Source organism: Plantactinospora sp. CNZ321 (assembly GCF_004217235.1).
In genome coordinates this window covers 6677447-6690855 of sequence record NZ_SHKQ01000001.1, presented here as the reverse complement: position 1 = coordinate 6690855, position 13409 = coordinate 6677447, and the positions used below count along the sequence as shown (strand labels likewise).

The window sequence follows — 13409 nt, the reverse complement described above, 5'->3', positions numbered from 1 at the left end:
CGGAGCACCGTACTCGGCCCCGCAGCCGCAGTCACCCGGCGGCGGGGCCGGGGGCGTTCAGGTGGGCGCTGATCCGCACGGTGGTGCCGTCCGGGCCGCTGCGGACCAGCATCTCGTCGCTGAGCTGCCGGGCCAGCCAGAGCCCCCAGCCGCCGGCGACCTCCGGCAGGGGGCGCCGGCGCTCGTCGAGCCGGTCGGGCCCGATGCCGGCCCCGGTGTCGGAGACGAGGCAGTAGAGCACTTCCCCGGTACGCCACAGCCGCAGCCAGCCCCGCCCGCCGCCGTGCCGTACCGCGTTGGTCATCAGCTCGTTGATGGCGAGCACGAAATCGTCCAGCCGCGCGCCGCCCAGACCGGCCGCCTTGGCGCAGCCGGTGACGGTGTGTCGGATCTCGGTCACCCGGTCGCCGTCGAAGGTCTCGGCGATCAGGGGCGGAGACCCGCCGGAGGCGACAGCGGTGGGCGCGAGGGGATCTATGTCGCTCATGGTCGTCCCACCGCTGGTCGTCGAGTCCTTTCGTGGCTTTCCCACCCTACGTCAGGGTATGTAGCTGCGCATCCGGGCGTCGGGGGCGGAGCGCCCCGGGTGCGGGGTCGCCCCGCCCGGGAGGCTGTGCGATGGTCGGTCCGTGTCGGACTCGTCGAGCGCCGCGCCGGGCGGCCGCCGCCGGGACCCGCCGGGCAGCCTCCAGGCGCCGCTGTGGCGGTCCATCGCCGTCTACCGGTTCGCCGCACTGGCGTACGTCGCGGTACTGGCGGTACGGAACCTGAACGAATACACCCATCCGGTGTCAGGTGCCGTGTTGCTGCTGGCGATGACCGGCTGGACGGTGTTCGCCGGCTACGCGTACGCCGATCCGGTCTGGCGGCGCTGGCCGCTGCTCCTGGCCGACCTGGCCGTGGTGCTGGTGGTGGTGGTCGCCGCCGCCCGGGTGGTCGGCCTGGACGTCATGAACGACGGGGTCCCGCCGCCGAGCGTCGCCTGGCTGGCCGGGCCGGTGCTCGCCTGGGCGGTCTCCGGCGGGCGCCGCCGCGGCGTGGTGGCGGCTCTGGTGATCGGCGGCACCGACCTGGTGGCCCGGGAGCGCTTCGCCCAGGCGTCGCTGACCGGCGCCGCGCTGATGCTGCTCGCCGGGATCGCCGTCGGGCACGTCGTCCGGCTCGCGGTGATCGCCGAGGAGCGGTTGCAGCAGGCCGTCGAGTTGGAGGCGGCGACCCGGGAACGGGAGCGGCTGGCCCGGGGGATCCACGATTCCGTGCTCCAGGTGCTGGCCATGGTTCAGCGCCGGGGCGCGCACCTCGACGGCGAGGCCGGTGAACTGGCCCGACTCGCCGGTGAGCAGGAGGCGGCACTGCGGTCCCTGATCGCCAACCGGGCACCGACCGGGCGGGACGGGCAGGAGGTCGACCTGCGCTCGCTGCTCGCCCGGTACGCCTCGGCCACGGTCTCGATCGCCGCACCGGCGACCCCGGTGTCGCTGCCGGCCGGAGTCGCCGGTGAGGTCGCGGCGGCGGTGGGCGCGGCGCTGGACAACGTCGGCCGGCACGGTGGCGGGCGGGGCTGGGTCCTGGTCGAGGACGACCCGGAGGCGGTCATCGTCTCGGTCCGGGACGACGGGCCGGGGATTCCACCGGGACGGCTCGTCGAGGCGGTCGGTCAGGGGCGGCTCGGAGTGGCCCAGTCGATCGAGGGGCGGATCGCCGACCTCGGCGGCACGGTCCGGATCAGCTCGGCCCCCGGCGAGGGTACCGAGGTCGAGCTGCGGGTCCCGCGCGGCTCAGCGGTCCCACGGCAGCGTACGGACCGGTGATCGCGGACCGGTGATCGTGCACTGGAGGGTCCCGGGCCGTGGCCGGACGGGCCACCGGCCGGACGGCCGGACGGTCCCGGGGCAGTGGCCGGACGCGTGACCGTGCGGACATCCCGGGCTCGTCTAGGCTCGCCGGTGTGATCGACGAGGGCGGGCCGGCAGTACGGGTGATGGTGGTCGACGACCATCCGATGTGGCGGGAGGGGGTGGCCCGGGACCTCACCGAGGCCGGCTACCGCGTCGTCGCCACCACCGGTGAGGGGCGGCAGGCGGTCCGGGTCGCCCCGGCCACCCGCCCCGACGTGGTCGTACTCGACCTTCAACTTCCGGACGTCTCCGGCGTCGAGGTGCTCCGGGCGCTGCTGACCGGACTGCCCGGGGTGCGGGTGCTGATGCTCTCGGCCAGCGGCGAGGAGCAGGACGTGCTCGACGCGGTGAAGGCCGGGGCCACCGGCTATCTGCTCAAGTCGGCCGGGCCGGCGGAGTTCCTGGACGCGGTCCGGCGTACCGCCGCCGGGGAGGCGGTCTTCACGCCCGGGCTGGCCGGTCTGGTGCTCGGAGAGTACCGGCGGATCGCTGCCGCGCCGGCACCCTCCGGCGACGACCTGCCCCGGCTCACCGAGCGGGAGACAGAGGTGCTCCGGCTGGTCGCCAAGGGGATGTCCTACAAGCGGATCGCCGACCGGCTCGGGCTGTCGCACCGTACGGTGCAGAACCACGTGCAGAACACGCTCGGCAAGCTGCAACTGCACAACCGGGTCGAGCTCACCCGCTACGCCATCGAGCAGGGGCTCGACGACTGAACCTTCTTCAACCTGAACCGACCTCTTCCAACCTGCACCGCGCGGCGCTCATGCACCGCGTCCGACCTTGCAGTCCGTCGGACCGCAAGGGGAGGTGGAAAGGTTCACCGATCGACCGGGCGGGCCGGGTCACGGCGGCGGCTGGGTCTCGTTGACCGCCAACTCCTCGGCGCTCGCGCCGCCGCCCGCGGTACCCCGGTCGAAGGCGACCGAGTCGGTCTCGTCGTCGTTCCGGGCACCCTCGTCCGACTCCACCAGCCGGCCCACCGGCCCACCGCCCGGCGCGTCGCCGAGGTTGCCGTGATCGTAGATCGAGACCGGGGAGTCCGGGTCGGAGGTGGGCCCCGGACCCATCACGTCCGCGTCGAGTTGTGCCTCGGCGGCGGCCTCCTCGCTGTCCGCCTCCTCCGAGACCCCCTGCTCGGCCGGGCCGGCCTGCGGATCGTCCACCGGCACATCGGGCTGCTCCTGGGCGAGCTTGTAGTCGAGCGGCTCGCCGTCGGCCTGCTCCTCGGCGGTGTTTCCGTACCGGTTCGCCGCCAGTGGTCGGCGATCGGTGGGTAGTGCGGCGGGATCCCGACCGTCCGCCTCCCGGCCGGTTTCGACGTCGTCACGGGCCGTCGAGTCGTCGTCGGCGGTGTCGGGCAGACCTTCCGCCTCCGGGTCGGACACGGGCGTCGGAAACTCGTCATCGCGCATGACAGATCACTACCCGCTCGCCGGGTACCCGTAACCGGGCGAAGGCGCCCGAGGTGCCCCGCGGTCGGACCGGTGGGTCGGCGCACCGGTTTGCCAGGTTTCCGCTCGGTCCGCCGTGGTTAATGGGAGCCTCTGATCGAACGGTCCTAGCCGCCGCAGCCGTCGCTGGAGGTGACCCATGCGCGTTGGCCTCGTCTGCGCACACGCCGGCCCGCCGCAGGAGCGTCGCGCCCAGTTCGCCGGTACGCACCAGCACGTCGCCCGGGTCGCCGCCGAGCTGACCGGACGGGGCCACGACGTACGGGTGTACGAGCGGCTCGACGACCCCGACGCGCCACCGGCCACCGAGATCGCCGGCTACCGGGTGGAACGGGTGCCGGTGGGCCCGTCCCGACCCGCCGCCACCGGCGAGCTGGTGCCGCACGTGCCGGAACTCGGTCGCTGGCTGACCCACCGCTGGGCCGGCGAGTGGGCGCCGGAGGTGGTGCACGGGCACTTCTGGATCGGCGGGCTGGCGGCGGCGAGTGCCGTGCGGGACAGCGTCATCCCGGTCGTGCAGACCTTCCACTCGCTCGGCGTCGAACAGCTCCGGCACCTCGGCGAGGCGTACCGGGGTCCGGGCGAGCGGATTCCGCTGGAGCGGGCGCTGACCCGGGCGGTCGACATGGCGGTGGCACAGTGCACCGACGAGGTCGACGAGCTGACCCGGATGGGATTGCAGCGCGCCTCCGTGGTGGTGGTCCCGGCCGGCGTCGACACCGGGCTGTTCGCCCCGGAGGGCGAGGCGGTGCCCCGGGACCGGCGGCCGCGCATCCTGGCCGCCGGCGGCCTGGAGCCGGGACACGGGCAGGAGGACCTGATCCGGGCATTGCGGCTGGTCGGGGACGTCGAGCTGGTCATCGCCGGCGGCCCGCCCGACGGCACCCTGAACAACCACGCCGAGGCGCGACGGCTGCGGGAGGTCGCCGAGTCCAGCGGGGTCGCCGACCAGATCAGGCTGGTCGGCGCGGTGCCGCACGACCAGATGCCCGCCTGGTACCGCTCCGCCGACGTGGTGGCCTGCACCCCCCGGTACGCCTCCGCCGGCCGTATCCCCTTGGAGGCGATGGCCTGTGGAGTGCCGGTGGTCGGCTACTCGATGGGCGGCATCGTGGACACCGTGGTCGACGAGGTCACCGGCCGGCTGGTCCCGCCCGGCGACGTACGGGGCCTGGGCCTGACGCTGCGCCGGCTGCTCGCCGCCGACGCCGAGCGCTTCGCGTACGGGCACGCGGCGGTGGACCGGGTGCGGTGCAGCTACACCTGGGACCGTACGGCCGGGGCGCTGGAGCGCCTCTACGAGCGGGTGGTACGCCGTCGCCAGCCTGCCGCGAGCTGACCCGGTGGTGTCGCTGGCCGCCGGCTGCTGACCGGATGCCTGGCCGGCCTGTCCCGAGCCGACCGGCCGAGCCGGCCGGAGCCGGGCACCCGACCGGGTGTGTCGGCTCAACGCCGGGGGACCGGCGCGATCGGGGTGGACCGACGCCGACCGGGCACGGCCGACCTCGACAGCCGTGGGGCGGGCCGGACCGGCAGCACCGCGGGCGGCCGGACGGGCAGCTCCCGACCCCGCTGGTCGGGCAGCAGGATGTGCTGGTGCTGCGGCTCGGCGTACCGGGTCAGCCCGAGCACCGCCGCCAGGGTGACCAGGAAGCCGACCCCGGCCAGCCACTCCCGGCCCGGCCAGATCCGGTCACCGAGCAGCAGTAGGCCGACGACCGCCGCCGGTACCGCCCCGGCGGCGTCCATCGCGGCCACCGCCGCCGTGGTCGAGCCCCGCTGCATCGCCAGGCCGAGCAGCAGCTGGCCGACGATCGAGTGCACGATCAGCAGGTAGAGCAGGGGATTGCCGAGGAAGGCGTCGAACGAGTGCGCCGAGGCGAGCGGCCGGGCGGCGACCGCGGCGGCCGAGAACGCCAACCCGGCGAGCGCGCCGAGGGCCACCGACCCCGGCACGCCGTGCAGGCGTACGGCGGGAAAACCGAGCGCGCCGATCACGCCGAGTGCGGCGACCAGGGCGACCACCCCGGCGGTCCCGAGTTGCCGGGACGGCGCCGGTTCCGCGGCCAGGACCAGCGCGGTGATCCCGACCAGCAGGAGCACCAGCAGCAGGACCTCGGCGGCCGGCAGTCGCCACTTGAGCACCAGCACCCCGAGCAGCGCGGTCACGCCCAGCCCGGCCGCCACGCTCGCCTGGACCAGGAAGAGCGGCAGGTCGCGCCGGGCCAGGAAGGCGAGGACGAAGCCGAGCACCTGGCAGGTCAGCCCGACCAGATAGCTGCGGTGTCCGACCAGCCGCAGCAGCAGCCCGGGGTCGAAGGTGTGGTGCAGGGCCGTCCGGGTCGCGGCCATCGACTGGAGCAGGTTGGCCACGCCGTAGGCGGCGATCATGGCCGCGAGGAAGCACCAACCGGTGGACACCACGCGAGGATAGAGGCTGCCGCGTCGCTTCGCGCGGCCGCCTAGCCGAGCCGGTCGAGCAGATCCTGGTGCAGTTTGCCGTTGCTGGCTATCGCGCTGCCACCACCCGGCCCCGGCCGTCCGGCCAGGTCGGTGAAGGTGCCGCCGGCCTCGGTCACGATCGGGATCAGCGCGGCCAGGTCCCACAGCGACAGCTCCGGCTCGACCATCGCGTCCACCGCCCCCTCGGCGACCAGCATGTAGCCGTAGAAGTCCCCGTACGCCCGGCTCCGCCACACCGCCCGGATGATGTCCAGCATCGGGTCGAGCCGGCCGGTCTCCTCCCAACTGTCCAGCGAGGAGTAGCAGAAGCTGGCGTCGGCGAGCCGGTTGACCCCGGAGACCCGGATCGGGGTGGCGGCGGCCTGGTGCCGGCCCGCGTACGCCCCGAGGCCGGTCGCCGCCCACCAGCGGCGGCCGAGGGCCGGTGCGGAGACCAGCCCGACGACCGGGGTGTCGCCGTCCATCAGCGAGATCAGGGTGGCCCAGATCGGCACCCCCCGGACGAAGTTCTTGGTGCCGTCGATGGGGTCGATCACCCACTGCCGGGAGCCGGTCCCGGCGGGCGCGGCCGAGGCGCCGTACTCCTCGCCGAGCACGCCGTCCCGGGGCCGGGTGCGGGCCAGGGTGGCCCGGACCGCCCGCTCCACGGCGGTGTCCGCGTCGGTGACCGGCGTCAGGTCCGGCTTCGCCTCCACGTGCAGGTCCAGGGCCCGGAACCGGGCCATCGAGATCGAGTCGGCGGTGTCGGCGAGCATGTGCGCCAGGGACAGGTCGTCCGCGTACTGGGCCATGGCGGAAACCTACTCGATCCGGTCCGGCCTGGTGCGTTAGCATCCCGCGCCGTGGCGACCGAACCGATCTCCGACGCGTCCCCCGAGGTACTGATCGGCCTGCTGGCCGAGCCGGACCGGCTGGCCGCCTTCGCCGCCGTGGTACTCGGCGCGGCCGAGCTGGCGGAGGTGGCGCGGCGGACCGGGCTGCCCGTCCGGACCGTGCTCGCCGCGCTGCGCCGGCTGGAGTCCGGTGGCCTGGTCGAGACGGTCGACGGCCGGATGGTCGCCCTGGTCGGGGCGTTCAAGGCGGCGGTACGCGGGTACCCGTCCGCGGCCGGCGAGCCCGACGTGGAACCGGACCCGGACCGGGCGACGGCGGCCGTGCTCCGGGCCTTCCTCCGGGACGGCCGGATCTCTCGGATGCCGGCCGCGCACGGCAAGCGGCGGCTGCTGCTCGAACACGTCGTGGCAACCTTCGAGCCGGGGGTGCGCTACGCAGAGCGGGAGGTGGACGCCCTGCTCCGGGCCTGGTACGACGACTACGTGACGCTGCGCCGGTACCTGGTCGACGAGGTGCTGTTGACCCGCCGGGACGGTGTCTACTGGCGCAGCGGCGGCCCGGTCGACCTCGATCCGGGCCCGACCGCCACCGACCCCGACGGCCTGCCCGGATAGTCGCCGGAAGCTACTCGACCTCGCCGGCCCGGGAGGCCAGCAGCCGGCGGTACGACGCCAGCCGGCGCGGGTCGGCGTTGCCGGCCGCCACCCAGGCGTCGAGTGCGCAGTCGGCCTCGTCCGGGGTGTGCTCGCAGTTCGGCGGGCACTGCACGGTCCCCTCGACCAGGTCGGGGAAGCCGTGCAGCAGACTCTCGGCGGAGACGTGCGCCAGGCCGAAGCTGCGTACCCCGGGGGTGTCGACGATCCAGCCGGGATGGGTACGCCGGTTGCCCGGCAGCGATGGCAGGCGCAACGCGACCGCGCTGGTGGAGGTGTGCCGGCCCCGACCGATCGCGCTGACCGTGCCGACCGCCCGGTCCGCCTCCGGAACCAGCCGGTTCACCAGCGTCGACTTGCCCACCCCGGAGTGCCCGACCAGCACCGAGACGCGCTCGGCGAGCAGTCCGCGCAGCTCGTCGAGGTCGGAGCCGGGGCCGACGAGTAGGTGCGGCAGGTCCAGTTCGGCGTAGTAGCCGAGCACCCCGTCGGGTGGGGCCAGATCCGACTTGGTCAGGCAGAGCAGCGGCTCGATGTCGGCGTCGTACGCCGCCACCAGGCACCGGTCGATGAACCCGGTCCGCGGCGGCGGGTCGGCCAGCGAACTGACGATCACGAGCTGGTCGGCGTTGGCCACCACCACCCGTTCGAGCCGCCCCTCGGCGGTGCTCTCGTCGTCGTCGGCGGTACGCCGCAGCACGGAGCGGCGCTCGGCGATCCGGACGATCCGGGCCAGTGCCCCGGCCGCGCCGGAGGTGTCTCCGACGAGTGCGACCCGGTCGCCGACCACCACCGACTTCCGGCCCAGTTCGCGGGCCCGCATCGCGGTGACCGTCCCGCCGCCGGTCCGGTCGGTCCGCCCGGCGCCCGGGTCGTCGCCGACCACGCAGGTGTAGCGGCCGCGGTCGACGGCGATCACGAAGCCGTCGACCGCGTCGGAGTGCCGGGGCCGGGTGCGGGTACGCGGACGCGACGATCGCCCGGGTCGCACCCGTACGTCGTCCTCGTCGTACTCCCGTTTGCCCGCCAGCTTCGCTCCCCGTCTCGTCTTCCGGCGGCGGCGACCAGCGAGGGAACGGATCGGTCCCGGTTACCGGCGCCCGTCGCCGTCGGTCACCATCGTCGACCATAGTGCCGGGAACTCGGGCATGGTCTTGGAGGTACACGCCACGTCGTCCAATTCGATGCCGGGCACGGCGAGCCCGATCACCGCCGCCGCGTGCGCCATCCGGTGGTCGGCGTAGGTCCGGAACCTCCCGCCGCGCAGCGGCCGGGGCCGGATCTCCAGCCCGTCGGCGGTGTCGGTGACGTCGGCGCCGAGCCCGGTCAGTTCCCGGGCCAGCGCGGCCAGCCGGTCGGTCTCGTGGCCCCGGATGTGTGCCACGCCGCGCAGCCGGGACGGCGAGTCGGCCAGCACGGCGAGCGCGGCCAGCACCGGGGTGAACTCGCTGACGTCGGAGAGGTCGGCGTCCAGCCCCCGGATCGTCCCCGTGCCGCGTACGGTGAGGCCGTCGGTGCCCAGGCTCACCTGGCCACCCATCCGGGAGAGCAGTTCGCGGAGCGTGTCGACCGGTTGCAGGCTGCTGCGCGGCCAGCCGAGCAGGGTCACCCCGCCCCCGGTGGCCAGCGCGGCGGCGAAGAACGGCACCGCGCCGGAGAGGTCCGGTTCGATGTCCCAGCCACGCCCGGAGAGCCGGCCCGGCTCCACCGCCCAGACGTCCGGGGTGCTGTCGTCGACGGCGGCTCCGGCGGCCCTGAGCATCTGCACGGTCATCCGCAGGTGTGGCGCGGACGGGACCGGCGGGCCGACGTGCCGGACCACGATCCCGCGCGCGAACCGGGCTCCGCCGAGCAGCAGCCCGGAGACGAACTGGCTGGACGCCGAGGCGTCGATCTCCACCTCGCCGCCGAGCACCCGACCGGTGCCCTGCACGGTCAGCGGCAGGCTGGCGCCCTCGGTGGTGTCGATGCGTACCCCGATGGAGCGGAGTGCGCCGACGAGCGGGCCGAGCGGGCGGAGCCGGGCGTGCGGGTCGCCGTCGAAGGTGACCGGCCCGTCGGCGAGCCCGGCCACCGGCGGGACGAACCGCATGACGGTGCCGGAGAGTCCGACGTCGACGTGCGCCGGTCCCCGGAGCGGATTGGGCCGGACCACCCATCGCTCGCCGTCCACGGTGGAAACGTGCGCGCCCATCGCGCGCAGGCCACCGGCCATCAGCTCGGTGTCCCGCGCCTGAAGCGGGTGACGCAGCGTGGAGGGGCCGTCGGCCACCGCGCTGAGCACCAGCGCCCGGGCCGTCAACGACTTGGAGCCGGGCAGCCGCAGCGTCGAGGCGACCGGGTCGGTCGCGGTCGGCGCGGTCCAGGGCTCGAGCGGGCGGACCGCCGTCAGGTTCGGCACCGGTACATTCTGCCTCGCCGGCCGGTGTGCGTGATCGGAGGCTCGGTCCCTCTCGCCTGGCGGGACGGCCGGCCAGGGTGGGTGGGGCGGTCGGGAGTGCGGTCTCGGCCCCGCTCGCCAGGCGGGGACGGCCGGCCCGGCGCCGGAGGCGCTAGCGTGGCCAGCATGTGCGGTAGGTACGCGACCACCCGTAGCGCGGCCGATCTGAGCGCGCTCTTCGAGGCGTACGACGAGACCGGTGGCCGGCTCGCCGCCGACTACAACGTCGCGCCGACCGATCCGGTGCCGATCGTGCGGGTCTGCGCCGACTCGGCCGGTTCGCTCCTCTCCGTCGCCCGTTGGGGGCTGTTGCCGCACTGGGCGAAGGACACCCGGGGCGCCGCCCGCATGATCAACGCGCGGGCCGAGACGGTCGCCACCACCCGGGCGTACGCCCACTCGTTCGCCCGGCGCCGCTGCCTCGTTCCCGCCGACGGCTGGTACGAGTGGGTCCGCCGGGACGGCGGCAAGCAGGCGTACTTCATGACTCCGCGCGACGGCGGGGTGCTCGCCTTCGCCGGGCTCTGGTCGGTCTGGCACGGCGCCGGTGATCCGCTGCTCACCTGCAGCGTGGTCACCACGGCGGCGCTCGGCGAGCTGGCCGGCGTGCACGACCGGATGCCGCTGCTGCTGTCCCGGCAGCGCTGGTCCGACTGGCTGCACGGCGCCGACGACCCGGCCCTGCTGCTCGCGCCGCCGGACGAGAAGTCGCTGTCCGCGATCGAGATCCGGCCGGTCGGCAGGGCGGTCGGAGATGTCCGGAACGACGGCCCGGAACTCATCGCCCGGGTCGCCGCCGAGCCGCTGCGCGCGTTACCAGAAGAACCCGCCGCATCGACGTTGTTCTGACCTCGGAAGCGCATATTTGCCTGCACCGATTTGGCACCGTTCGGGGTGGATCGTCGCCCGGAGTTTTCCACACCTTTGCTGAGAGCACTTGTCACGCATCGTGGTGGTGCGATAGAACACAGCGCCGGCAGTGGGTGTCGGCTCGCACTGGGCGGGCGCACCCATCGATCTTAGTCGGTCCCACGGGGGAGGTGGGTGGATGACACGGGCGCGGATGCCACGCCCGCACGAGGTTGCCGCTGCGCGTCGAGACCCGAGGTTGCTTCGGGCACTCAGCGAGCGGCGCCTGGACGATGCCTGGCGTACCCGGGGGGTGTGCCAGAGCGTGGACCCGGAGACGTTCTTTCCGGCACCGAGCGAGCCGGCCGACTCGGCCGTCGCGCTGTGCCGGACCTGTGACGTGCAGGGACCCTGTCTCGCCTGGGCGCTTGAGGTGGGTGACTGCCACGGCGTATGGGGGGCGACCACCCCGCGCGAACGCCGGGCCATGCTGGTCGCCTGGCGAGACCAGGTGGAGCGTGACCCGGACGTGGTCGGCGACGCCGGACCACCGGTCCGGGACCGCCTGCTGACCCTCGTCCCGATCAGCTCCAGCCGCTGACCCGTTCGACCGCCGGCCACCGACCGGGCAGTACCGGTCGTCGGTCGGTCGGCTCGTGGCTGCGGCGCCGGGCTGGCGCCGGTCGTCGGGTGCGGCGTGTGGCCCGCCGACCGGATACCGATGGTGACGCCGCAGGATCCCGGTCGGGTGTCCTACAGTGGCGCCGTGCTGCGCGGAGACGAGATCGACACGCCACGGGGGCCGGCCCGGGTGGACGTCGACCTGCCGGGTTCCGAGCCGAGCGGCCTGCTCGTGCTCGGGCACGGTGCGGGCGGCAGCGTGGACGCGCCGGACCTGGTCGCGCTCCGGGACGCGGCGGTCGGGGCCGGGGTCGCGGTGGCCAGGGTGACCCAGCCGTACCGGGTCGCCGGTCGGCGGGCCCCGGCCCCCGCCAGCCAGCTCGACGAGGCCTGGGTGGCGGTCGTCACCGAGCTGCTGGGCCGGTGCCGCCCGACCCCGCCCCTGGTCGTCGGCGGCCGGTCCAGCGGCGCGCGGGTCGCCTGCCGCACCGCCGGCGTTCTCGGCGCGTCCGGGGTCGTCGCGCTCGCCTTCCCGCTCCATCCACCCGGTCGGCCGGAGCGGTCCCGGGCGGCAGAGCTGCGTACCGGGGTGCCGACCCTGGTGGTCAACGGCGATCGGGACCCGTTCGGCGTACCGGTCGCGGAATCGGGCGTCCGGGTGGAGGTGCGGCCGGGCGAACGGCACGACCTGCGGGTCGACCCGGTGGCAACGGCCGAACTGGTGCTCGGCTGGCTGCGCGAGCGGGGCTGGGCGGGCTGAGGTCGCGGGCGTCCGGCCGTTTCTGTCCCGCTGGCGTGATCGTTGCTCCAACTGATGCCGGACCCGCCTGCGATTCCACGAATCGGAGGCGGCGCCCGGTTTCATCCTCCCAGGCCCTTCCTGGTCCCAGCCGTGGGAAATCCGGACGGATTGGCCACGGCCGGGGCCAGGGATGGGCGGTGGACGGAATGCCTGGCCCGGCACTGCGGTTACAACTCCTGGAAGCCAGTGGAGCCACAAGGGGGTTTGCCCGGTGTCGACCGAGACACGGAGCCTGGAGCACGACCGCGAGGCGCGGTGGCCCGATCGGAGACGGAACGGTCCACCCTCCCGGTCGTCGGGTGACCGGCCGGGCGTGGGTACCGCCACCGCCCGAACCGAGTCGCCCGGCCGCGCTTTCCGCGTATCCTCGGCGGGACAGCCGAATAACGCTGCGGTGGTGGGGAAGAAGATCACCGCGCCGGTTCGGTACCGAGGCGAGGGAGACGGCCGGTTGACAGCGGAGAAGACGGACGAGCGCAGGGCCCGGTTCGAACGCGACGCGCTGCCCTTCGTCGACCAGTTGTACGCCGCCGGCCTGCGGATGACCCGTAACCCCGCCGACGCGGAGGATCTGGTCCAGGAGACGTTTCTGAAGGCGTTCGCCGCGTTCCACCAGTTCGAAGAGGGCACGAATCTCAAGGCGTGGCTCTACCGGATCCTGACCAACACCTACATCAACTCCTACCGTAAGCGGCAGCGGCAGCCCGTGCAGGCGCCCACCGAGGAGATCACCGACTGGCAGCTCGCCGAGGCGGAGTCGCACACCTCCAGCGGGCTGCGCTCGGCCGAGACCGAGGCGCTGGACCGGCTCCCGGACAGCGACGTGAAGGAGGCGTTGCAGCAGCTTCCGGAGGAGTTCCGGCTCGCCGTCTACCTCACCGACGTCGAGGGGTTCTCCTACAAGGAGGTCGCCGACATCATGGGAACGCCGATCGGCACCGTGATGTCCCGGCTGCACCGTGGCCGGCGGAACCTACGAAAGCTGCTCGAGCGCTACGCTGCCGAGCGGGGCTTCTCGTCCGCCCCGTCGACCAGGTCCGCTGCGGCTGGCCGGGAGGTGTGAGCGCATGAGTTGCGGTGAACCGCACGAGACCGACTGCCGTGAGGTCCTCACCGAGGTGTACCTCTACCTCGACCTGGAGTGCGCGGACGAGCGGCGCAACCGGATCCGGCAGCATCTCGACGAGTGCTCGCCCTGCCTGCGCGAGTACGGCATCGAGCAGGAGGTCAAGGCGCTGGTAGCGCGCTGCTGCGGCAACGAGACCGCGCCCGCCGAGCTTCGGGAGCGGCTGCGGGTACGGCTGGCCGACCTGGTCTTCGAGACCGACTCCCGGGAGTACCTCGCCGACTGAGCCGGCCACCTACGGAGGCGGGCGTAGACGAAGTCACCGGCCC

15 protein-coding genes are annotated in these 13409 nt (G+C 74.0%); 9 read left to right on the top strand and 6 right to left on the bottom strand.

The features are described from left to right. Positions 1-31 precede the first annotated feature (31 nt). Entirely contained in the window at positions 32-487 is a 456-nt protein-coding gene (locus EV371_RS28975) for an ATP-binding protein (protein ID WP_130466293.1), read from the bottom strand. A 142-nt stretch (positions 488-629) separates the two neighbouring features. Between EV371_RS28975 and macS the strand changes: the two genes are divergently transcribed. Together macS and EV371_RS28965 are read left to right on the top strand one after the other, a co-directional pair. Then, entirely contained in the window at positions 630-1811 is a 1182-nt protein-coding gene (macS, locus tag EV371_RS28970; RefSeq protein ID WP_486484831.1) for a sensor histidine kinase, read from the top strand. 170 nt (positions 1812-1981) lie between these two features. Continuing rightward, entirely contained in the window at positions 1982-2614 is a 633-nt protein-coding gene (locus EV371_RS28965) for a response regulator (RefSeq protein WP_130466291.1), read from the top strand. Between the two features lie 129 nt (positions 2615-2743). Here the strand turns inward: EV371_RS28965 and EV371_RS28960 are convergent, their stop codons facing one another. Next, complete coding sequence (locus tag EV371_RS28960; RefSeq protein WP_130464839.1) at positions 2744-3313, bottom strand: DUF5709 domain-containing protein; 570 nt, start codon at positions 3311-3313, stop codon at positions 2744-2746. 178 nt (positions 3314-3491) lie between these two features. Between EV371_RS28960 and EV371_RS28955 the strand changes: the two genes are divergently transcribed. Continuing rightward, positions 3492-4691: a glycosyltransferase gene (locus EV371_RS28955; RefSeq protein ID WP_130464838.1), complete on the top strand. Its 1200-nt coding sequence runs from the start codon at positions 3492-3494 to the stop codon at positions 4689-4691. Between the two features lie 107 nt (positions 4692-4798). On the opposite strand, the gene EV371_RS28950 is transcribed toward EV371_RS28955, so the two are convergent. Then, positions 4799-5743: a hypothetical protein gene (locus EV371_RS28950; protein WP_349339268.1), complete on the bottom strand. Its 945-nt coding sequence runs from the start codon at positions 5741-5743 to the stop codon at positions 4799-4801. Between the two features lie 71 nt (positions 5744-5814). After that, positions 5815-6606, bottom strand: a complete 792-nt coding sequence (gene hisN, locus EV371_RS28945) for a histidinol-phosphatase (RefSeq protein ID WP_130464837.1) — start codon at positions 6604-6606, stop codon at positions 5815-5817. A gap of 51 nt (positions 6607-6657) precedes the next feature. Here hisN and EV371_RS28940 point away from each other — a divergent pair, with 51 nt between their 5' ends. Further along, on the top strand, positions 6658-7263 hold the full coding sequence (locus EV371_RS28940) for a DUF2087 domain-containing protein (RefSeq protein WP_486484830.1): 606 nt from the start codon (positions 6658-6660) through the stop codon (positions 7261-7263). A 10-nt stretch (positions 7264-7273) separates the two neighbouring features. On the opposite strand, the gene rsgA is transcribed toward EV371_RS28940, so the two are convergent. Both rsgA and aroA read right to left on the bottom strand, forming a co-directional pair. Continuing rightward, entirely contained in the window at positions 7274-8293 is a 1020-nt protein-coding gene (gene rsgA, locus EV371_RS28935) for a ribosome small subunit-dependent GTPase A (protein WP_207230637.1), read from the bottom strand. Between the two features lie 99 nt (positions 8294-8392). Beyond that, entirely contained in the window at positions 8393-9703 is a 1311-nt protein-coding gene (gene aroA / locus EV371_RS28930) for a 3-phosphoshikimate 1-carboxyvinyltransferase (RefSeq protein ID WP_130464835.1), read from the bottom strand. Positions 9704-9868: 165 nt separating this feature from the next. Here aroA and EV371_RS28925 point away from each other — a divergent pair, with 165 nt between their 5' ends. The 5 genes from EV371_RS28925 to rsrA all read left to right on the top strand — a co-directional run bounded on the left by EV371_RS28925 (position 9869) and on the right by rsrA (position 13366). After that, complete coding sequence (locus EV371_RS28925; protein WP_130464834.1) at positions 9869-10591, top strand: SOS response-associated peptidase family protein; 723 nt, start codon at positions 9869-9871, stop codon at positions 10589-10591. A gap of 199 nt (positions 10592-10790) precedes the next feature. After that, positions 10791-11192 (top strand): WhiB family transcriptional regulator, encoded by a 402-nt coding sequence (locus EV371_RS28920; RefSeq protein WP_130464833.1) that lies wholly within the window; start codon positions 10791-10793, stop codon positions 11190-11192. A 165-nt stretch (positions 11193-11357) separates the two neighbouring features. Beyond that, positions 11358-11972, top strand: a complete 615-nt coding sequence (locus tag EV371_RS28915; protein WP_130466289.1) for an alpha/beta family hydrolase — start codon at positions 11358-11360, stop codon at positions 11970-11972. A 253-nt stretch (positions 11973-12225) separates the two neighbouring features. Continuing rightward, a complete protein-coding gene (locus tag EV371_RS28910; protein WP_349339240.1) occupies positions 12226-13077 on the top strand; it encodes a sigma-70 family RNA polymerase sigma factor in 852 nt (283 codons plus the stop codon). Positions 13078-13081: 4 nt separating this feature from the next. Beyond that, entirely contained in the window at positions 13082-13366 is a 285-nt protein-coding gene (rsrA, locus tag EV371_RS28905) for a mycothiol system anti-sigma-R factor (RefSeq protein WP_130464831.1), read from the top strand. Positions 13367-13409: the final 43 nt, after the last annotated feature.